The 20,398-nt window shown below is 63.4% G+C and carries 17 protein-coding genes; 9 read left to right on the forward strand and 8 right to left on the reverse strand.

The window, feature by feature from the left end; all coding sequences use genetic code 11:
- Positions 1-34: 34 nt before the first annotated feature.
- Positions 35-1,138 carry a hypothetical protein gene (locus J7643_16255; protein ID MBO9542141.1) on the forward strand — a complete coding sequence of 368 codons (1,104 nt, stop codon included), beginning with the start codon at positions 35-37 and terminating at the stop codon, positions 1,136-1,138.
- 53 nt (positions 1,139-1,191) lie between these two features.
- Here J7643_16255 and sucD read toward each other — a convergent pair whose 3' ends face one another.
- From sucD to J7643_16285, 6 genes are all read right to left on the reverse strand, one after another.
- Positions 1,192-2,085 carry a succinate--CoA ligase subunit alpha gene (sucD, locus tag J7643_16260; GenBank protein ID MBO9542142.1) on the reverse strand — a complete coding sequence of 298 codons (894 nt, stop codon included), beginning with the start codon at positions 2,083-2,085 and terminating at the stop codon, positions 1,192-1,194.
- A 28-nt stretch (positions 2,086-2,113) separates the two neighbouring features.
- Positions 2,114-3,247 (reverse strand): ADP-forming succinate--CoA ligase subunit beta, encoded by a 1,134-nt coding sequence (sucC, locus tag J7643_16265; protein ID MBO9542143.1) that lies wholly within the window; start codon positions 3,245-3,247, stop codon positions 2,114-2,116.
- Positions 3,248-3,386: 139 nt separating this feature from the next.
- Complete coding sequence (locus J7643_16270) at positions 3,387-4,670, reverse strand: adenylosuccinate synthase (protein ID MBO9542144.1); 1,284 nt, start codon at positions 4,668-4,670, stop codon at positions 3,387-3,389.
- A 24-nt stretch (positions 4,671-4,694) separates the two neighbouring features.
- Positions 4,695-6,062 carry a replicative DNA helicase gene (gene dnaB / locus J7643_16275; protein MBO9542145.1) on the reverse strand — a complete coding sequence of 456 codons (1,368 nt, stop codon included), beginning with the start codon at positions 6,060-6,062 and terminating at the stop codon, positions 4,695-4,697.
- 88 nt (positions 6,063-6,150) lie between these two features.
- Positions 6,151-6,600 carry a 50S ribosomal protein L9 gene (gene rplI, locus J7643_16280; protein ID MBO9542146.1) on the reverse strand — a complete coding sequence of 150 codons (450 nt, stop codon included), beginning with the start codon at positions 6,598-6,600 and terminating at the stop codon, positions 6,151-6,153.
- Between the two features lie 14 nt (positions 6,601-6,614).
- Positions 6,615-7,106: a YajQ family cyclic di-GMP-binding protein gene (locus J7643_16285; GenBank protein ID MBO9542147.1), complete on the reverse strand. Its 492-nt coding sequence runs from the start codon at positions 7,104-7,106 to the stop codon at positions 6,615-6,617.
- Between the two features lie 162 nt (positions 7,107-7,268).
- Between J7643_16285 and J7643_16290 the strand changes: the two genes are divergently transcribed.
- From J7643_16290 to J7643_16320, 7 genes are all read left to right on the forward strand, one after another.
- Complete coding sequence (locus J7643_16290; protein MBO9542148.1) at positions 7,269-7,736, forward strand: 23S rRNA (pseudouridine(1915)-N(3))-methyltransferase RlmH; 468 nt, start codon at positions 7,269-7,271, stop codon at positions 7,734-7,736.
- Between the two features lie 7 nt (positions 7,737-7,743).
- On the forward strand, positions 7,744-8,169 hold the full coding sequence (locus J7643_16295; protein ID MBO9542149.1) for a DUF1934 domain-containing protein: 426 nt from the start codon (positions 7,744-7,746) through the stop codon (positions 8,167-8,169).
- Positions 8,162-9,847 carry an arginine--tRNA ligase gene (locus J7643_16300; GenBank protein MBO9542150.1) on the forward strand — a complete coding sequence of 562 codons (1,686 nt, stop codon included), beginning with the start codon at positions 8,162-8,164 and terminating at the stop codon, positions 9,845-9,847. Before J7643_16295 ends, J7643_16300 begins: the two co-directional genes overlap by 8 nt.
- A 97-nt stretch (positions 9,848-9,944) precedes the next feature.
- The gene (locus J7643_16305; protein ID MBO9542151.1) at positions 9,945-11,297 is read left to right on the forward strand and encodes a DUF342 domain-containing protein; all 1,353 of its coding nucleotides are present in this window, start codon (positions 9,945-9,947) and stop codon (positions 11,295-11,297) included.
- A gap of 146 nt (positions 11,298-11,443) precedes the next feature.
- Positions 11,444-12,739: an arginine decarboxylase gene (locus J7643_16310; protein MBO9542152.1), complete on the forward strand. Its 1,296-nt coding sequence runs from the start codon at positions 11,444-11,446 to the stop codon at positions 12,737-12,739.
- Entirely contained in the window at positions 12,706-13,716 is a 1,011-nt protein-coding gene (locus J7643_16315) for a 4Fe-4S binding protein (GenBank protein MBO9542153.1), read from the forward strand. The genes J7643_16310 and J7643_16315 overlap by 34 nt, the downstream gene beginning before the upstream one ends.
- Before the next feature lie 10 nt (positions 13,717-13,726).
- Positions 13,727-15,271, forward strand: coding sequence for a single-stranded DNA-binding protein (locus J7643_16320; GenBank protein MBO9542154.1), 1,545 nt, complete (start codon positions 13,727-13,729; stop codon positions 15,269-15,271).
- 319 nt (positions 15,272-15,590) lie between these two features.
- Here J7643_16320 and J7643_16325 read toward each other — a convergent pair whose 3' ends face one another.
- Positions 15,591-17,513: a S8 family serine peptidase gene (locus tag J7643_16325; protein ID MBO9542155.1), complete on the reverse strand. Its 1,923-nt coding sequence runs from the start codon at positions 17,511-17,513 to the stop codon at positions 15,591-15,593.
- 18 nt (positions 17,514-17,531) lie between these two features.
- The gene (locus J7643_16330; protein ID MBO9542156.1) at positions 17,532-17,942 is read right to left on the reverse strand and encodes a hypothetical protein; all 411 of its coding nucleotides are present in this window, start codon (positions 17,940-17,942) and stop codon (positions 17,532-17,534) included.
- A gap of 1,252 nt (positions 17,943-19,194) precedes the next feature.
- On the opposite strand from J7643_16330, the gene J7643_16335 reads away from it, so the two are divergent.
- On the forward strand, positions 19,195-20,358 hold the full coding sequence (locus J7643_16335) for a hypothetical protein (GenBank protein ID MBO9542157.1): 1,164 nt from the start codon (positions 19,195-19,197) through the stop codon (positions 20,356-20,358).
- Positions 20,359-20,398 lie beyond the last annotated feature (40 nt).

Here is a 20,398-nt window from a genome sequence, read left to right on the forward strand (position 1 = left end):
CACTAAAGGGTTTGGCCCGATACTTGATGCGCCTGTGAGACGCTCCATCCCATCCAAACGCCAGGCGCCCGCCGCCAGCCGCAGCACCGCCAAGCGCCCGATCTGGCCGATCGTAGGGGCGGTGGCTTCGCTTCCCATCTTCTTCGTCGGCGGCATGATCGCCGGCGAGATCACGAAATCCCTGGTCTCGACGCGGGTGGTCGAGATGTCCTCGGACACCCCGCTCGCCGCCGCCAGCGCCGACCAGATGAAGCTCGACCTCAGCAAAGAGGCGCAGGTCGCCGTCCTGGACCCCGCCACCATCCGCATGGAGCTGGCCCGCGGCTGGGAGCACGAGCGCGTCGCCTTCCAGGACCCCACCGGCCTTCTGTACTTCAGCGGCCCCTTCTTCGAAGAGCGCAAGGGCGACAACGACTACTACGCCCGCGCCATCGGGGATTTGTACTTCGACGACCACCTGGAGCTCGCCACCCCCGTCAGCCGCCCCTTCGCCGATCGCCGCTACTACATGGCCCTGCGGCGCTCGGGCACCGTCGAGTTCGGCTACAGCGGCTGGCGCCCCGGCTACGAGGAGAAGTACTCGGCCTTCGTGGGCGGTCTGGGTTACCTGTACAGCCCGTACGACGCGGCCCCTGACTACAGCGACCCCTACACCGGTCTCAAGCAAGAGCTCCACAACATGATCCCGCGCGAGCGCCTGTTGGTGGGTCGCGACTCCGAAGGGCACCTGGTGGTCATGAAGACCCTGCCCATGCCCCTTACGACCGCGAGCTGGCTCGCCAAGAGCAAGGGGATGGTCGAGGCCTACTACCTGGACCAGGGCAACAAGGCGCGCTTCGTCGTGCCGGGCCGGGTGCAGGACAACCCGCGCTACAACCTGCCCTACATGCTGCGCATCTCGGACAGTTCGAGCCCGCCGCTGCTCTTCTCGCCGCCTCCGCCGCTCGACGAGTACCAGCTCCACCACAAGAAGCGCAAGCCGCACGTCAAGAAGACGCCGACGCCCGAGCCCACCACGTCCCTCGACGAGGCAACGAGCCCGAGCACCCCGGCTCCGGTCTCGACCCCCGCGGCGCCGAGCATCGACGAGCCGGTGCCGACCCAGAACTCCATCGACGAGCCATCGCTTCCCGAATAACCCAAAAAGAAACACCCGCCGGAAGCTCCGGCGGGTGTTTCGCTAGCGGGGTCTTACTTGACCGCGGCGAGCTTCTTGAGGCGCTCGACCACCAGGTCGCCGATCTCGGCGGTGGTGTTGGCGACGGGCACGCCCGCCGCTTCGAGAGCCGCGACCTTCGCCTCGGCGGTACCCTTGTTGCCCGAAACGATGGCGCCGGCGTGGCCCATGCGCTTGCCCTTGGGGGCAGTGCGGCCGCCGATGAAGCCCACGACCGGCTTGGTCATGGTCTTGATGTACTCGGCAGCGATTTCCTCGTCCTCGCCGCCGATCTCACCGGCCATGACGACCAGCTCGGTGGCGGGGTCGGCTTCGAACGCCTTGAGGACGTCGATGAAGCGGGTCCCGATGATGGGGTCGCCGCCGATACCGACGATCGAGGTCTGGCCGTAGCCGCGGTTGGTCAGGTCAGCCGCGATCTCGTAGGTCAGGGTCCCCGAGCGCGAGACGACGCCCACGGTGCCGGGCTTGAAGATGTGGCCGGGCATGATGCCCATCTTGCACTCGCCGGGGGTGGTGAGGCCGGGGCAGTTGGGGCCGATCAGCATCGACTTGGGCGAGCGCTGAAGGACCTGGTTGACCTTGATCATGTCGTGCAGGGGCACGCCCTCGGTGATGCAGACGATGAGGGGAACCTCAGCGTCCAGCGCCTCGAGGATCGAGTCCGCGGCGAAGGCGGGGGGCACGAAGATGATGCTGGCGTTGATTTCGGGATGGCTCTTGAGGGCATCCTTGACCGTGTCGTACACGGGCAGGCCGAAGGCCTCCTGGCCACCCTTGCCGGGGGTCACGCCCGCGACGATGGTGCCGGGGCCGTAAGCCATCATCTGCTGGGTGTGGAAACCGCCCTCGCGGCCGGTGATGCCCTGGACGAGCACCCGGGTATCCTTGTTGATGAAAATGCTCATGATGTAATCCTTTTGCTCAGGGCAATCGTTAGCGGCCGTAGGCCAGGTCGACGACCTTCTTGGCGGCTTCCTGCATGGTGGCGGCCGGGATCAGGTTGGACCCGGCGAGGAGCTTGCGGCCCTCTTCCTCGGCCGTCCCCGAGAGGCGGACCACGATGGGCACGTTGATCTCCATGCCCGAGGTCGCCTCGAGGACGCCCTTGGCCACTTCGTCGCAGCGGGTGATGCCGCCGAAGATGTTGATGAGCACGCCCTTGGGCTTCTCCATCATGACGACTTCGAGGGCGTTCTTGACGACCGCAGCCTTGGCGCCGCCGCCGATGTCGAGGAAGTTCGCCGCAGCGCCGCCCTCGCGGCCCACCGCGTCGAGCGTGGTCATGACCAGGCCGGCGCCGTTGCCCATGATGCCGATGTCGCCGTCCAGGTGGACGTAGGTCAGGCCGCGGGTGCGGGCCTCGTCCTCGATGGCGTTGTCCTCTTCGGACTCCTGCCAGGCGGCGAGCTCAGGCTGACGGAACAGGGCGTTCTCGTCGATGTCCATCTTGCAGTCGGCCGCGATGACGGTGCCTTCCTTGGTGACGACCAGGGGGTTGATCTCGGCAAGGGTCGCGTCCGACTGGATGAAGGCCTTGTAGAGGAGCTTCAGGAACTTGGTGTATTCCTTGATGTAGGCGCGGTCGAGCTTGGCGTCGAAGATCAGCTGGCGGATCTGGTAGTCGGTGAGGCCCAGGGCGGGATCGACCCAGATCTTGGCGAGCTTCTCGGGGGTCTTCTCGGCCACCTCTTCGATGTCCATGCCGCCCTCGGCGCTGACCATGACGACGACCTTGCGCGCATCGCGGTCGAAGATCATGCCCAGGTAGTATTCCTTGTCGATGTTGACGCCTTCCTCGACGAGGACCTTCTTGACGATGAGACCCTTGAGGTCCATCCCGAGGATCTGCTTGCCCATGTCGTAGGCTTCGTTCGGGGTCTTGGCGAGCTTGACGCCGCCGGCCTTGCCGCGGCCGCCGACGTGGACCTGCGCCTTGACGACGACGAGCTTGCCGAACTCGGTGGCGATGTTCTTGACTTCGTCAGGCGAATAGGCGACCTGGCCGCGCGGGGTGGGCACGCCGTACTTGGCGAGAACCTGCTTGGCCTGGAACTCATGAATCTTCATGTGGTGGGGATCTCCCTGGTCTTGATGGGGCGATGTGGCGCTCAAGAAGGGATGTTGACACCTTCGAGCGCGTCGCGTCCATTCTACCAAGCGCGCCGCCATCCCACAAGGAACGGCGGCGCTTATCAAGCAAGGGTTATCAGGCGAAGAGGTCCGTGCGGATCATCGTTGCCGCTCGATCCGCCCCGACCGAGACCATGGCGATGGGGACGCCGGTCAGCTCCTCGAGGCGCTCCAGGTAGGTCCGGGCCTTCGCCGGCAGCTCTTCGAAGCGGCGCAGGTGACCGGTCGGCTCCTGCCAGCCGGGCCAGGTCTCGTAGATCGGCTCGCAGGCCGCCAGTTCCTCGGCGTCATAGGGGAGTTCGGTGATCGTCTCGCCGTGGAGGCGGTAGGCGACTGCCACCTTGATCTCGTCGAAGCCGTCGAGCACGTCGAGCTTGGTGATGCAGAGGGCATCCAGCCCGCTCGCGCGTGCCGCGAGGCGCAGGGCCACCGCGTCAAACCAGCCGCAGCGGCGCGGCCGGCCGGTGGTGGTGCCGTACTCGTGACCCGCGTCGCGGAGGCGATCGCCCGTCTCGTCGAAGAGCTCGGTCGGGAAGGGACCGCCGCCCACCCGGGTGGCGTAGGCCTTGGCGATGCCGAGCACCCGGTCGATGGCGCCGGGACCGACGCCCGTGCCGACCGCGGCCCCACCCGCCACCGGGTAGCTGGAGGTCACGAAGGGGTAGGTGCCCATGTCGATGTCGAGCAGCACCCCCTGGGCCCCCTCGAACAGGACGCGATCGCCCCGCTTCACCGCCTCGTGCAGCATCAGCGAGGTATCGGCCACGTGGGGGCGCAGCCTTTCGCCCATTTCGAGCAGGTCCGTCGCCATGGGCTCCAGCGAAAGCGGGGCGTGGCCGTAGACCTTCACCAGCGTCTCGTTGACCCGCACCAGGGCCTCTTCGAGCTTCTTGCGGAAGCGCTCGGGCTTGAGCAGGTCCATCACTCGGAAGCCGCGGCGCAGGTACTTGTCGCCGTAGGCCGGGCCGATGCCGCGGCCGGTGGTGCCGATCTTGTTGGCGCGCCGCTCCTCTTCGAGGCGATCGAGCAGCTTGTGGTAGGGCATGATGACGTGTGCCAAGGGACTCACCGAGAGGTTGTCCAGCGAGAGATCCTGGGCCCAGAGGCCGTCCAGCTCGGCGACGAAGGCCTCGGGGTCGAGCACCGTGCCGTTGCCCACGAAGCACCGGACATGGGGGTAGAGGATGCCCGAGGGCACCAGGTGCAGCTTGAGGGTCCTGTCCCCGACGATGACGGTGTGGCCTGCGTTGTTGCCGCCGCCGTAGCGCACGATCACGTCCGCGCGCTCTGCGAGCAAGTCGGTGATCTTGCCCTTCCCCTCGTCTCCCCACTGGGCTCCGACGACTGCGACGTTGGCCACGATGCCTCCTATATCTGCGGGTGTTTACGCGGGTTCGGCCATGGTGGGCTGGGCGGTCAGGTTCTCGAAGCGAGTGTGCTCCTTCTCGAAGAAGAGCTTGACCGTACCCACCGGGCCGTTACGGTGCTTGGCGAGGATGACCTCGGCGACGTTCTTGTCCAGGCTCTCCTGGTTGTAGTACTCGTCGCGGTAGATGAACATCACGATGTCGGCGTCCTGCTCGATGGCGCCCGATTCGCGCAGGTCCGAGAGCATCGGGCGCTTGTCGGTACGGCTCTCGACCGCGCGGCTGAGCTGCGAGAGGGCGATGATCGGCACGTTCAGCTCGCGGGCGAGCGCCTTGAGGTTACGCGAGATGGCCGAGATCTCCTGCACGCGGTTGCCGTCCGAGCTGCTGCCGCCGCCGCTCATCAGCTGCAAGTAGTCGATGACGATGAGCCCCAGTTCCTTCTTCTCGAGAGCCTTGAGGCGGCGCGCTTTGCCGCGCACCTCCATGACCGTGATGGCCGGGGTGTCGTCGATGTAGATGGGGCTCGAAGCCAAGGAGCCGATGGCCTCGGTCAGCTTGGGCCAGTCGGTCTCCGAGAGGAAGCCCGTCTTGATGCGGTGGGCGTTGATGCGGGCCTCGGAGCAGATCAGACGCTGTGCGAGCTGCTCCTTCGACATTTCCAGGCTGAAGACCATGACGGGCAGGTTGTTGAGCTTGGCGATGTTCTGGGCGAGGTTGAGCGCGAACGAGGTCTTCCCCATCGCCGGACGGGCCGCGAGGACGATCATGTCCGACGAGTGCAGGCCGCTCATCATGTAGTCGAGGTCGTAGTACCCGGTCGCGTAGCCCATGACGTTGTCTTGGTTCTCGTACCGGTGCTCGATGGTCTCGAAGGTGTCGCGCAGGATGTCCTTGATGTGCGAGATGTCCTTGGAGGTGCGCCGGCCCTGGGCCACGTCGAAGATGATCCGCTCGGCCTCGTCGATGGTCTCGTCGAGCTTCTGGGTCTGGGAGTAGCCGAGTTCGACGATCTTGGTGCCGCCCGTGATGAGCGCGCGCAGAGCGGCCTTCTCTTCGACGATGCGGGCGTAGTACTCGGCGTTGGCGGCCGTCGGGATCGACGCCGCCAGGTCCATCAGGTAGGTGTAGCCGCCGATCTCGTCCAGGCGGTTCGCGGTGCGCAGATCGGTCGAGACCGTGACAAGGTCGACCGGCTCGCCGCGCTCGGCGACCCTGAGGATCGTCTCGTAGAGGGTCGCATGCGCGTGGCGGTAGAAGGACTCCGGCTTGAGGATCTCGGAGACCCGCACCAGGGCGTCGGCCGAAATGAGCAGCGCGCCGAGCACCGATTGCTCGGCCTCGATGCTCTGGGGGGGAATTCGCTCTAGAAGAGGATCTTGCATCTCGGCTCCGGCTGAAAGTGGCTTGAACAGGGAAAGCGAGGGTCATGTACCCGCCTCAAGCAGGCGATAACCCTCGCTCCTAGACCGTTTACTTGGCCTCGACGACGTGGACGCGCAGCTTGGCGGTCACCTCGGGGTGGACCTTGACGGCGAGATCGTAGTAGCCGAGGGCGCGGATGGCGTCCTCCATCTCGATCTTGCGCTTGTCGATCTCGAAGCCGGTCTGCTTCTTGGTCTCGAGGGCGATCTCCTTGGCGGTGATGGCGCCGTAGAGGCGGCCGCCCTCGCCGGCCTTGGCCGGCATCGTCACGGTCTTCTCGGCGATCTTGCCGGCGTACTCCTGCATCTCGGCCTTGAGCTTCTCAGCCTTGATCGCCTCGCGCTTGGCCTTGTCGGCCACGGCCTTGAGGGCCGTCTCGGTGGCCTCGGCGGCGAGGTTACGCGGCATGAGGTAGTTGCGGGCGTAGCCTTCGGACACGTCCACGATCTGACCGGCCTTGCCGATGTCCTTGACGTCCTTGTTGAGGATGACGCGCATGATGGGCTTCCCTTCTAGCGATAGTTGACGAACTGCAGCTCGATGTCGAGGTCGACGCCCTTGAGGGCGGCGATCACCGTCTGGAGGTCGTCCTTGCTCTTGCCGGTGACGCGGATCTGGTCGTCCTGGATCTGCGCCTGGACCTTGAGCTTCTTCTCCTTGATCAGGTTGGTGATTTTCTTGGCGCGGTCCTTGTCGATACCCTGACGGATGGTCAGCGTCTGCTTGACCGTGCCGCCGAGTCCCGCCTCGACCTTGCCGTGCTCCAGGCCCTTGAGGGGGATGTTCCGCTTGATCATGCGGTTCTCGAGGATGTCGACGACGTTCTTGAGCTTGAGCTCGTCGGGCGCCTTGACCGAGATGGTCTCCTTCTCGAGGGTCAGCTCGCAGCCGGTGCCCTTGAGGTCGAAGCGGTTCTCGATCTCCTTGTTGGCTTGATGGATGGCATCGGTCATCGCGGGCATATCGACCTGCGAGACGATGTCGAACGAGGATTCTTTGGACATTTGACGAAATCTCCGCGAGAGGCGCTAACATTCGCCCGATCGACCGGGCGTTTCTTGCCTTGCAAGGGTTATTCTACCATTCGCCTGCTTCCTTGACGCTCACCCCCCGACTGGGTAGAGTGGAAATTCTGACTAAGCATAGGTTAAGGCGGAAGAACGAAGTTGAAGTGGTCGGTCGTCGCCGTCGGGCGGGTCAAGGAGAGCTGGTACCGCGAGGCGATCGCTGAGTACCACGGCAGGCTCCAGCGCTATCGCCCCGTCTCGCTGGTCGAGGTGAGCGAAGAGCGCCTGATCCAGGGACGCGAGGCGCAAGTGATGCGCAAGGAGGCCGAGCGCCTCGAAGCGGCCTGCCCTCCCGGCATCCGCATCGCGCTAACCGAGCGCGGCGCGCGGGTCACGACCCAGCAACTCGCAGACAAGCTCGCAGCCTTCGAAGGCCAGGGCGTCCCGCACCTCTCGTTCGTGCTGGGGGGCCCGCAGGGGCTCGACGCCGACTTCGTCAAATCCTGCCAGTGGGAGCTCTCGCTCTCTCCGTTGACTTTCCCCTACCAGCTCGCGCGCCTGGTCCTGGTCGAGCAGCTCTACCGCTGCGAGACCCTCAGGCGCGGCGAGCCTTACCACAAGGCGTAGGCGCACGATGAAGCATCCCGTCTCGATCCGCGTCGAGAGCGTCCAGCTCGACGCCGAGGGCAACGAGGCCCGGACCGAAAACCAGTACGAGGGCACCTGGTACCAGCAGGAGACCTCGGACTACGTCATCTATCAGGACGAGGGGGTCCAGACCACCCTGCGCTGGGATGCGAACGAGTGGCGCCTGTTCCGCCGCGGCCCTGAGCTCGAGGGCTTCCAGCTCTTTCGGCTCGACAAACCGACCGAGACCGAGCTGCGGGTGCAGACGAGCACCCTGCCGCTCAAGACCACGACCCACCGCATGCAGGTGGCCCCTTTGCCCCAGGGCCGCGAGCTGGTGCTCGACTACACCCTGGAATCCGGCCCCGAGCTCATCGGGAACTTCACGCTGATCATCCAACTGAAAACGCACGAGGACGAAACCCATGGCTAATGCGACTCCCACCATCCGGACCCTCATCGCCGACGCCGTCTCCGAGGCCCTGCGCCGGGCGGTCGAGGAGGGCGCGCTGCCTGCCGAGGCCGCAGCACAGCCGACCATCGAGAAGCCCCGCGACGCCAAGTTCGGCGACTTCGCGACCAACGTGGCCATGACCCTCGCCAAGCCTGCCAAGAAGGCGCCCGCGGCGATCGCCCAGGCCATCGTCGAGCGCCTGCCCAAGGACGGTCTCTTCTCGCGCGTCGAGATCGCAAACCCCGGCTTCATCAACGTGACCCTGCAGGACGCGTGGCTCCAGGGCAACTTGCAGCAGGTCCTCGCAGCGGGTGAGACCTACGGCCACACCGACGTGGCCCAGGGCGAGGCGGTCCTCATCGAGTACGTCTCGGCCAACCCCACCGGCCCCCTGCACGTGGGCCACGGCCGCTGGGCCGCCATCGGCAGCACGCTCGCCAACCTCATGAACGCCGCCGGCTACAAGGCCAGCCAGGAGTTCTACATCAACGACGCGGGCAACCAGATGCTGAACCTGGGCCGCTCGGTCCTCTACCGCATGGAAGGCCGCCCCTTCCCCGAGGGCGAGGCCGCCAAGGAGTTCTACGGCGGCAGCACCATCCTCGACGTGGCCGAAGCCGCCAAGCAGCAGATTGCCGGCGAGCTCGAAGGCCTCGACGAAGAGGGCAAGATCAAGCGCCTGACGCTTTTCGCCCGCGACTACTTCCTCGCCGCCCAGAAGGCGACCCTCGCGCGGATCAAGGTTGGCTTCGACGTGTGGTACAGCGAGACCACCCTGCACCAGAAGGGTGAAGTCCAGAAGGCCCTCGAACTGCTCAAGGAGCGCGGGCACATGTTCGAGGAGGGCGGCGCCCTCTGGCTGCGCTCGACCGCCTTCGGCGATGACAAGGACCGGGTCGTCATCCGCGAGAACGGCATGCCCACTTACCTCGCGGCCGACATCGCCTACCACCTGGACAAGCTGCAGCGCACCCCCAAGCTGCTCAACATCTGGGGTGCCGACCACCACGGCTACGTGGCCCGCATGAAGGCCGCGGTCCAGGCCCTCGGCTACCCCGAGGACGCCATCGAGATCGTGATCGGCCAGCTCGTCTCGCTCTACCGGGGCGGCGAACCCGTCCGCATGTCCAAGCGCACCGGCGAGATGGTCACCCTCGACGAGGTCATCGACGAGGTCGGCCCCGACGCCGCGCGCTACTTCCTCGTCATGCGCAGCGCGGACACCCCGCTCGACTTCGACCTGGAGCTTGCCAAGCAGCAGACCGCGGACAACCCGGTCTTCTACGTGCAGTACGCCCACGCCCGCATCTGCTCGATCCTGCGCAACGCCGAAGAGGCCGGCTTCAAGGTCGACAGCCTCAAGGACGCGAACCTCTCCCTCTTGACCCATGCCGACGAGCGCAACCTGATGCTGCGCCTGGCGAGCTTCCCGGACGAGATCGTCAAGGCGGCCACGGCCCGCGAGCCGCACCGCATCGCCCGCTACGCCCAGGACCTGGCCGCGGACTTCCACCAGTTCTACACGAACTGCCGCGTGCTCAACCCCGCGGAGCCCGAGCTGACCCGCGCGCGCCTGGCGCTTGCGGTCGCAAGCCGCATCACGCTGGCCAACGCCCTGGAAGGAATCCTCGGAGTCCAGGCGCCCGAACGGATGTAGCCTAAATCCTGACCGCGCGTTCGCGGGACAAGGTTGCAATTTTTCGTTATAATCCTTGATTGCAGCCGAAGGTCTTGATCACGAGAGCGCGCGCGTCATGGAAACTTCGAAATCAACCGCTCCCACCATCAAGGTCACGCTGAAACAGCGTGGCCTTGAAGCATGGGCGCGGATCGTCCCGCCTGAGCCCGTTTCGCCCGACCAGGTGCGGGCGGCCCTACGCGAGCAAGGGGTGCGCGAAGGGATCGACGAGGAGAGCCTCGCGGCGCTGTGCGAGGCCCCCGAGAGCGGCGAGACACTCGTGGCCCGCGGGCTGCCGCCGACCCCGGGCGAGCCCGCCCGGATCGATTACCTGTTCCTCGCCGACAACGGCGAGTTCAACCCCCTGGTCGACCAGCACGACCGGGCCGACTACCGCGAGGTCGGTCTCATCCAGAACGTGGTGCCGGGGCAACTGCTCGCCCGCAAGACCCCGCCGACCTCGGGGGTGGCGGGCCGCTCGGTGACCGGCGAGCCCCTCCCGGCAACGCCCGGCAAGGACGTCCACATCCTCGCCGGCAAGAACGTGCAGCTCTCGCCCAACAAGCTCGAAGCCTTCGCGACCGTCACGGGCATCCCCAATGTCGCCAAGAACCGTCTCACCGTCCAACCCACCTTCCAGGTGGGCGACGTGGACTTCTCGACGGGCAACATCAACTTCCAGGGCTCGGTCCAGATCAAGGGCAGCGTCAACCCTGGCTTCGTCGTCAAGGCGACCGAGGACGTCACGATCGAGGGCAACGTCGAGCAGGCGACCGTCGAGGCCGGCGGCACGATCGTCGTGAGAGGCGGCGTGCGCTCGGGCTCGCGCCTGCAGGCCCAGGAGGACGTGGAGGTCCGGTTCTGCGACTCCGAGTCGATCATCGAGGCGGAGCAGGGCATCCTCATCAAGGGTGACTCCCTGCACTGCAACCTCAAGGCGGGGCTGCGCATCGTGGTGGAGCACCGGCTAATCGGCGGCACCGCCCGCGCGGGCGAGTACATCCAGGCGAGCATCGCGGGCACTCGGGCCGAGACCCCCACCATGGTGGAGCTGGTCCAGGTCGGCAGCCAAGAAGAGCTCGAACAGCTGCTCGAAGAGATCGCCCAGGTCGAAGAGAAGCTCACCCAGGTCTCGGCCCGCATCCAGGCCCTGATGCGCGACCCCAAGGCCACGAACCGCACCGACCTCCAGCGGCTGACCCCCACCAAGATCACCCTCAACCTCCAGCTCGCGCAGCTCAAGACGCGTCACAAGCAGATGACGCAGCGCGAGACCGAGCTCGCGCCGCCGCGCTTCGTCGTCAAGAGCGAGCTCTTCCCGGGTGTAACGGTTCGCTTCGTCACCCGCGAGGGCGAGCGGGCGCAACGCATCCTGAGCAAGCAGTTCGCGGCCACCGCGCGCTTTGTCGAAGGGGAGATCGCGTTCTGAGCACGCCCCTGGTCGATGCCCTCGCCCGCTACCACGACGCGCCCTGGGCCCCCTTCCACACCCCCGGCCACAAGCACGGTCGCGCAGCCGATCCCGAGGCCCTCGCCCTGTTGGGCGCAGGGGCCTTCGCGCGTGATCTGACCGAGTTGGACGAAACCGACAGCCTGCATGCCCCCGAAGGGGTCATCGCCCAGGCCCAGGCCCTCGCCGCCCGCGCCTTCGGCGCCGACCAGACCCATTTTCTGGTCAACGGCTCGACCGGCGGCATCCACGCCATGGTCATGGCCGCGGTAGGCCCCGGCGAGGCGATCGCCCTCTCGCGCGCCTCTCACCTCTCGGTGCTCGGCGCGGTGGTGCTCGCGGGCGCGCGGCCCGTCTTCACCGGCTCGGGCTGGGATGCCGAGTGGCAGGTGCCCGAGCCGCCCGCACTGGACGCGGTGGAAGCGGCTTTTGCGGCGGATCCCGGCCTGAGGGCGGTGCTCGTCACCCGTCCCGACTACTTCGGCCGCGCGGTGTCCCTTGCCCCCTACGCCGAAGCGTGCCGGCGGCACGATCGCCTCCTCTTGGTGGACGAGGCCCACGGGGCACACCTGGGGCTCACCTCGCGCTTGCCCGCACCCGCCCTCGCGCAGGGGGCGGATGCTGCGGTGCAGTCCACCCACAAGCTGCTCTCGGGGCTGACCCAGGCCTCCATGCTGCATCTCAAGGGCGATCGCCTCTCTCCACTGCGCGTGCGCAAGATGCTGCGCCTCTTGCAGACCACGAGCCCCTCGTACCTCCTGATGGCCTCCCTGGACGCAGCCCGGCACCAGCGTGAAACCCAGGGAGAAGCCGCCTGGCAAGAAGCGATCGCCCTGATCGACGAGGCCCGCGAACGCCTTGCCCGGCACGGTCTGGCCTGCCTCGGCCCCACTCACGGCCCTGCGGGCGACTGGGACCCGGCGAAGCTCATCGTGGACCTCGCGGGCACCGGCCACGACGGCTACGCGGTGGCCGACCACCTGCACGACCACTTTCACGTCCAGGTGGAGCTTGCGACCCCGCGCTACCTCGGCGCCCTCGCGGGGCCGGGCAACACCCGCGAAGAGCTCATGCGGCTGGTGGACGGGATCCTCTCGGCCCTCTCGCTCCCCAAGGAAATGGCCACGGCGTACCCCGAGGTGCCGCCCGCCCCGGAGCTCGTCGTGCTGCCGCGCGACGCGCACCTGGGGCCGTCGCGCGCCGTCCCCTTCGCTCAGGCCGTAGGCGAAGTCGCCGCCGAGTGGATCTGCCCCTACCCTCCCGGCGTCCCCGCGCTGATTCCAGGCGAGCGCATCACCAAGCAGGTGCTAGAATACTTGGATGCCCTGCGAGCGCTCGGCGCCGAGTTCGTCGGCCCCGAGGCCCCCGACCTGGAGACCTTGACCGTATGCGCGCCCCGCACCGCTCACACCCCCTTCTGAAGCCCGACCGTCGCTACTTCAAGCTGATCTGCGGGGCCAACTTCACCGACTACCCCCAGCTTCGCTACCTGAGCGCCGTCTACGCGCTCGCCGGCTGCGACATGATCGACGTGGCAGCCACCCCCGAGGCCGTCGAGGCCGCATTGGCGGGTATCGAGGACGCCCAGGCGATCGCAACCCACTTCCCCGACGCCACCGAGCCCGTGGTCATGGTCAGCGTTACCGCCTCGGACGACCCGCATTGCCGGCTGGCCGTCAAGATCGAAGAGCGCTGCTCGTGGGTCTGCCCCCACTGCCGTGACGCTTGCCCGCACGGGGCCATCGACGAGGGCTTCAACATCCTCGCCGACAAGTGCGTCGGCTGCGACCTGTGCGTGCCCGCCTGCCCCTACGAGGCCATCGAGATGGCGCATGTCCCCTTCAACCCGTCCTTGACCCAGCTCTGGGAGATGGGCGCCCGCGCCCTCGAGCTGCACACGGGCGGCGGCGATCGCGCCGAGCTCGACTCCTGGCGCGAGAGCTGCCAAGAGTGGGTCACCAAGGGCGGCCTCTTCTCGGTCAGCCTCAACGCGGTGCAGATGACGGTGGACGAAGCCGCCGATCTGGCGTCGCACCTGGGCGGATGGTTCCCTGAAGACCGGATCGTGATCCAGGCGGACGGCAAGCCCATCAGCGGTACTGCGGGCCGCGAGTCCACCCTGCCTGCGATCGCCTTCTCCCAGGCCCTCTTGGGCACCGGCTTGAAAGACGCGGTCCAGCCCGCCGGCGGCGCCAACGACCAGACCGGGGTGGTTGCGACCGAGCGCGAGGCCGCGATCGCAGGCGTTGGCATCGGCAGTTACGCGAGGTGTATAATCGCCGGCAAAACCGAGGCGCAGCGGGCCTTGCAACAGAGAGATCCCGGCCTCACCCTGGACGCCGTGGCGCTCGAAGACATCCAGCGAGCAAGCGTGCTCGTCCAGTCGGTGAACCGATAGGAGGCGTAGGATGTCCAACCCTCGCGAGCAGAACATCACCGACAACCTCACCCAGCTGATCGAGATCCTGCCGCCGGCGCTCGCCCACCACCTCCAGGCCCTGCCCGATCGCGAGCAGCTGGTCGAAGTGGTGATGGACCTGGGCCGCATCCCGGAGGCACGCCTTCCCCACCACGGGGTGGATCTGGGCGAGACGCCCGTCACCCGCGAGGATCTGGACCACGTCATCAAGCGGGTAGGCGCCTTCTCGGGCGACAACCGCGCCGGCATCGAGCGCACCCTGCACCGCATCTCGGCCATCCGCAACCGCCAGGGCATGATCGTCGGGCTCACCTGCCGGGTGGGCCGCTCGGTCGTTGGCACCATCGACATCATGCGCGACCTGGTCGAGAGCGGACGCTCCATCCTGATGCTCGGCCGCCCCGGCATCGGCAAAACGACCAAGCTCCGCGAGATCGCCCGGGTCCTATCGACCGACCTCAAGAAGCGGGTCATCGTCATCGACACCTCCAACGAGATCGCAGGCGACGGCGACATCCCCCACCCGGCAATCGGGCGCGCCCGGCGCATGCAGGTGCCCACCCCCGCCCTCCAGCACGCGGTCATGATCGAGGCCGTCGAGAACCACATGCCCGAGGTCATCGTCATCGACGAGATCGGCACCGAGCAAGAAGCGCTCGCCGCCCGCACCATCGCCGAGCGCGGCGTCCAGCTCATCGGCACCGCCCACGGCAACTCGCTCGAAAACCTCCTGATGAACCCCACCCTCTCGGATCTGGTCGGCGGCATCCACACCGTCACCCTCTCCGACGAGGAGGCCCGCCGCCGCGGCACCACCAAGAGCATCCTGGAGCGCAAGGCTCCGCCCACCTTCGACATCGCCATCGAGCTTCAGGACCGTGACCGGCTCGCCGTTCACCAGGACGTGGGCGACGTGATCGACCAGATGCTCCGGGGCTACATGCCAAGCCCCGAGCTCAGGCAGGTGACCAGCACCGGCAGGGTCGAGATCCAGCAGGCGCCCGTCGAGGACCTCTCGCGCCAGGTGACGGCGCTGACCGGCGAGGTCGGGGCCACCATCCGCATCTACCCCTACGCCGTGAGCCGCTCGCAGCTCGAACGGGTGGTACGCAGCATGCGCATGCCCGTCGAGCTGACCCGCAGCCTGCGCGACGCGGACGCCCTCTTGATCCTCAAGGCCTACGTCAAGAGCGCAGCCCGGGTGCTCTCCGACGCCGAAGAGCGCCAGATCCCGACCTACATCGTCAAGGCCAACACCATCCCCCAGATCCAGAAGAGCCTGCGCGAGGTGCTGCACCTGGACGTGCAGCAGGTCCTCCATCCCGGTGACGAGTCGGATGCCCTCAAGGAAGCCCGCCAGGCCATCGATCACGCGCTCGCGAGCGGCCAGAGCGTCGAGCTTCGCCCCCGCAGCGCGCCTTTGCGCAAGCTCCAGCACGAGCTCGCGAGCCGCTACCAGCTGAGCACCCAGAGCACCGGCGAAGAGCCCAATCGACGGGTGCTCATCTACCCGGCGGAGTTGTTCGAGGACTAGAGGTTGTTGAAAAATACCCTGTCTTAAATGTCTCGGCTGCCAATCCCAATGATCACCGACGATGGTGAGCCCAAAGCCAGATGAATACTCAGGCTTTGGGCAGCCACGCAAGCTGACAGACGCCCAGCACAAGCTTCTCAAGGAGCTTCCGAAAGCGGCCCCATCCGCATCCTTGCGACGTCTCGTCGTGCTGTTTGAAGAATGATGCGCTCAGCGTATCAGTACCCGTACGATGCGGCGCGAGCTGCTGGAGATGAGGCTGTGCCATGTCCGAGTCCGATACGAGCGAGATATCCTCTTAAGCAATTAGCGCGTTTTATTAGTAACCTAAACTGAAGTACTTGTACGAATTTTGATTAAAATCAGCAGGGGCTTGTCCCCAGAGTTGGCTTCCATCCGGATTCTTGCGTTCAACAAACCCAGAACTATAGTAGTTCCAGTTTAGATTGCTACCAGACCAACCAACGACGCTGCCTCCGAAATTTCTCCCGGTTCCAGTCCCCCAATATGAGGCAAAATCAACAATACGGGTAGAAAGGGGGTTTCCACCACCAACCTTTTCTCCATAGGTGTCAGCCTGAAGAATATTATTGGTCCACCATCCTCCATCCCGCGGCTTAGCGATGATAAAGTCCATCGCATTATAAGCCCGCGCAGCGTAGCCTGTGTAATTCGAATAGCTAGACCAAGCAAGCATCTGCATGGCTTGCAAGAAATCAACCATTCGACTTCCATTGCCAGTAGAATTTTTCGTTGTATCCCACATGTCAAGCCCAAGACATTTGCCGGAAGCTGAGGGACCAACGTTTGCCGATGCTACAAGTAGCGCTCTAACATTCATATATGTGAGCTGAGGATAAATTCCGTATAGATATGAAACTAGGCCAGCAACAATCGGAGCAGCCGCGGATGTACCACCCCAGACTGGGGCATCATACATGCTTCCATCAGGGTTTACAATTGTCGATAATTTGCCTTCAGATGTTGGAATATTGTTTCCGCATGCCGAAACATCAATTCTGGTCCCGTAATTTGTACCCCAGTTAGTATAACTTGCGTCCTGCCCTGTGTAATCATCAAGGGCAGCAACCATGATTGCGCCAGAATAGTTCGACGAGGAATATGGAACGTATAGCTTAGAATTTCCTGCGGAAATTACGGTAGTAGATCCCTTACTGTTTGCATACGCGATACAGTCTCGAACGTATGGATCGTTTTCAGCAGGCATTCCATTAAGAAGACCCTGCGACATTACAATGACTTTAATGCCATTGTTTGCAGCATACTTGATTGCCTCGCCCCATAGTCTCGTATCGTTATCAGGAGCCAGAGGCAAGACCGTTACGCCAGGATTCACGCCACAAAAGCCAACACCGTTATTCTTGTCTGCAGCAAGTGTCGATGAAACCAGCGTGCCATGCGTAGGACCAACGGACGATGTCCAATTTCCATCTGTTGACAACACCTTGTTGCCAATCCAGTCTGTAGACCAATAAAAATGGCGCGCTAACGGAATATCCCAGTTAATATTGTCGATACATGCGCTAAATTTGGAAAAATCAACGACAGCAACTTCGGCCCTAGGGCGCGATCCTACCCAATATTGGTAGTAGTTCCACCCTTCAAATACTGCCTCTCGATTAAAGGGAAAATATACAATATCATTACCTGGATAGCTGGTATAAGTACTACCACTTGCTGCTCGGTACGACGTTGCAAATCCTGGATCAGTGGGCGGAGCAGCATAGGGCGGGCTTGCATGCGTGATACCACGACTTGGAAATCCAATCTCGTCAACCAAATTAGAAGCCCAAAGTTTATTGGCAATTTCTCTGGTATCAACATCTTCAGAGAATTCAAGCATATAAACAGACTTCGGATTATGGTAATGACTACCAGGATTGGAGGCGCGAACTTCCTGCTTTTCTCGCTCACCTTCAAGCTCATTAAGCTTATCACCTGGAGATCGCATTGATACGAGAGAATATGAACTAATAATTTCATTAATAACAGAACTTTTATCACCAATGAATGAAATCATGTCTTTATTCTGTCGAATTTTCAATTCATCCTTAAACCATACGGTAATACAGCCAGGAATCTTTGCTTTATTGTCAATAGATTGCACCGATATTTTATTAATTCCATAATCCTGTTTTATCGGCGCATTATTTGGGATATTTTCAGTACATCCAGCAGATAATACCAGAATTGCGACAAGATAAATTGAAATTCGCTTCAAAACAAATCTCCAAGTATTTTAAGGAGTAACAAGCACAGATGCAGTAGCACTGCCTGAGGCAGCGGCAATCTTATAATCACCCGTTGATGCAGGAACAAAGCTTACGGTCGCCTCAAAGGGCTTTGTGGCAGGTGATAATCCTCCGCCCGAAGGCACAGTAGCCTCTGCAGTCGCATGTATACTTGCGATCCTTGATTGTTCGTTTACAGTGACACCAACCGAGCTAATGGAGAATTGACTATAGGGGAGCGTGCCAGTTACCGTTAAGTCGACTGGTGATCCCACCTGTACTGACAATGTACTAACGCGGATTGATTCAACGACTACATCTTGTCTAATCGTTTGATCATTTGCCATATTAGTTTGAGAGCATGCACTAACAATCACAATTACTGAAACTGCAGCAAAAATATGAGCAGATAACTTCATACGGGGTCTCCTACTTGCGAACACAAAGTCCACGGGATGATAGGTCTGGACCTTGTCGAAGTGTGTAAGAAATGAACTTCTTGATAGAATAGTCTAAGGCAATGATGAATTTTTGACCATATGCAATACATTAAATCTTAAGGTCACTAACTGGCCGGAAATCCTGTAATTTCTTAACGTCTAGACGATTCATCGTCCTCGCGAAATTTATTAAACTTTGTAAGTCCTGCAACAGTAAGCGGAACCACTGAGAGCCTGTCGCAAGATTGACACCAGAAGGCACTTGTCATGATGTCGATCTTTGTCGAGACAGGTGGTCCGGGGGACTAGGGGCTCATTGTGGGCTACGAAGAGCTAACAGAAAACGGTGTGTAGGCAGCCCTTTCTGCGTCCAGTCTCCTCAGAGGCCAGAGCAGTTACCGGCGGGACGCATTGTTACCCGCCAGTGGTTCGGCTCAAGCTCTTCTATGCGAACTGGTCGCCTTCTTCAAGGCCATTGAACTTGATATCGAGCCCATGCTCGTCAGGCCAGCAACTGAGCACGCCGTCGCTGCCGAAGTATCTTGCGACCAAACGTGCGTCTTGCCTGCCTGCTTGCTTGGGGTGAGCGTTCTCGAAGTCAATCAGTAGCTCCTGCAAGACTGGATCGTAGCTGAAGATTCTCTTGGTATCCCCTCAGGTGCGACTGCAGTCACTCGACTACCTGCAATGTTGTTGCACTGGAGATCGGCTACACTGGTCGCCTGGCATGCGGGGAAAAGCTGCCTCAACGTTAACCCCCTCGGTTGATGGATTCACGGTCGGTCTTTATCTTGTTGGCTAGGAGCTCGATCGATAGCGATCCATGCAGGAACTTGTCGTGCTTATAATCGAGCGAGAGGGCGGTTCGCGCACTTAGGAAGAAGAAGGCACCCGAGTTGCTGTTGGTGCGAGGTGACCAAGACCCAGTAGAAGAATGCCTGGAACTCCTTTGCGAGCTCACGCTGGATAATCGGCCGCCGGGCCGGATTGATGTCGATTACTTCCATGGAGCCGTCCAGATGCCGACAAGCGGGAGTAGACCCGAAAAGTCGAGGGATGAACCCTCGACTTTTCGTCATCAGCTTTCAGGGCAAGAGGTTGGCCTCGTTGAGGCCAACCTGTCTAAAGCACTCCAGACGAACCTCCTAGGAGTTTCCGTACACCCTCTGGCATCGCTTGGCTCCTCGGCGGGTATAGGACTTCTTGCCCACCCTCGAGGAGACCGTCCCGCATGACACGCCGCCACATCCCCGCCCTCGCCATCGCAGGCCTAGCCCTCGTCGTTTCCGCCTGCGCGGACAACGGCCCTGCGACGACGAACACCCCTTCGAGCGACCCGTTCGCCGACGTGGGGCGCGGCGCGGCCGCCATCCAGCAGGCCTCGGGCATGACCGGCGACGCAACCGCCGCGGGCCTCACGACCGTCGCTCCCCTCACCACGGTCGCGCCGCTCACCACCGTCGCCCCCTACCGCGTCGCGGCTGGCCTCCCCGAGCCCGAGCTCGAAGAAGAGGGCCCCTACAGCACCCGCTACGAGTTCACCCAGGTCTCGGAAGGCGCGAGCGCACCCGGGTTCGTGCCGAACGGCGCCTACCGCAGCGAGCGCCATGCGAACTACACCACCCGCAACGAGGACGGCGAGACCGTCGAGCAAGGGATGGCGGTGCGGCGCTTCGACCTCTACCAGCACCCGAGCAGCTTCACCCTCGAGGTCTTCGACGCGCGCAAGGTCGCAACCTCCGTGCGCCGCCAGCCGGGCGTCTACGGCGCCTTCGGTACCCAGACGCTGACCGCAACCGAAGACATCCGCGCCATCACGGTCTACCACCAGCCCGAAGGGACCGCGAGCAGCTCCTTGACCGTCGCAGCGATCGACCGCTACGAGGCGGGCAAGGGCGAGGACCTCGCCGAGCGGATCGCGGCCCGACAGGCACGCGTCTCGCGCGGCGTCACCGTGCGCGGCACCCTGCCCGACGGCTTGCCCGTCTCCTTCACCCAGACCCGAGCGGGCAGCGGCAGCCTGCAAGTGCGCGGCTTCGACGGCGAGGTAACCCTCGATGGGGGTGCTGGCAAGTTCAAGGTTTCAAGCCGCCTCGAAGCCACCATGCCCGATCGCTCCCGCATGCCGAGCGCGCTCACGGGCAACGTCGTCCTCTCGCGCGACGATGCCAACGGCGTGGCGCTCGCCGATTTGCACCTCACGAGCTTCATCTGCCACCCGGCGCTCAAGACCATCGACGTCAAGGGCGAGGTGCGCAACCCGCGCGGCGACAAGACCGGCACCTACGTTGGCCAGATCAACCTGCGCACCGGCAAGTGGCTGGGCAGCTACGAGGCCACCGGCAAGCCGAAGCAAACCCTGGACCTCACCGGCGTGATGGAACAGCTCTTGTAAAAATGAAGGGGCGGCGCTGACGCGCCGCCCCCAATCCCTG

Source organism: bacterium (assembly GCA_017744355.1).
GTDB lineage: Bacteria > Cyanobacteriota > Sericytochromatia > S15B-MN24 > UBA4093 > JAGIBK01.

What these genes read in the sequence shown, in the direction of transcription:
- sucD (MBO9542142.1), bottom strand. Translation starts at nt 2,085, where the DNA reads ATGAGCATTTTCATCAACAAGGATACCCGGGTGCTCGTCCAGGGCATC.
- sucC (MBO9542143.1), bottom strand. Translation starts at nt 3,247, where the DNA reads ATGAAGATTCATGAGTTCCAGGCCAAGCAGGTTCTCGCCAAGTACGGC.
- dnaB (MBO9542145.1), bottom strand. Translation starts at nt 6,062, where the DNA reads ATGCAAGATCCTCTTCTAGAGCGAATTCCCCCCCAGAGCATCGAGGCC.
- rplI (MBO9542146.1), bottom strand. Translation starts at nt 6,600, where the DNA reads ATGCGCGTCATCCTCAACAAGGACGTCAAGGACATCGGCAAGGCCGGT.
- J7643_16285 (MBO9542147.1), bottom strand. Translation starts at nt 7,106, where the DNA reads ATGTCCAAAGAATCCTCGTTCGACATCGTCTCGCAGGTCGATATGCCC.
- J7643_16295 (MBO9542149.1), top strand. Translation starts at nt 7,744, where the DNA reads ATGAAGCATCCCGTCTCGATCCGCGTCGAGAGCGTCCAGCTCGACGCC.
- J7643_16300 (MBO9542150.1), top strand. Translation starts at nt 8,162, where the DNA reads ATGGCTAATGCGACTCCCACCATCCGGACCCTCATCGCCGACGCCGTC.
- J7643_16305 (MBO9542151.1), top strand. Translation starts at nt 9,945, where the DNA reads ATGGAAACTTCGAAATCAACCGCTCCCACCATCAAGGTCACGCTGAAA.
- J7643_16315 (MBO9542153.1), top strand. Translation starts at nt 12,706, where the DNA reads ATGCGCGCCCCGCACCGCTCACACCCCCTTCTGAAGCCCGACCGTCGC.
- J7643_16320 (MBO9542154.1), top strand. Translation starts at nt 13,727, where the DNA reads ATGTCCAACCCTCGCGAGCAGAACATCACCGACAACCTCACCCAGCTG.
- J7643_16330 (MBO9542156.1), bottom strand. Translation starts at nt 17,942, where the DNA reads ATGAAGTTATCTGCTCATATTTTTGCTGCAGTTTCAGTAATTGTGATT.
- J7643_16335 (MBO9542157.1), top strand. Translation starts at nt 19,195, where the DNA reads ATGACACGCCGCCACATCCCCGCCCTCGCCATCGCAGGCCTAGCCCTC.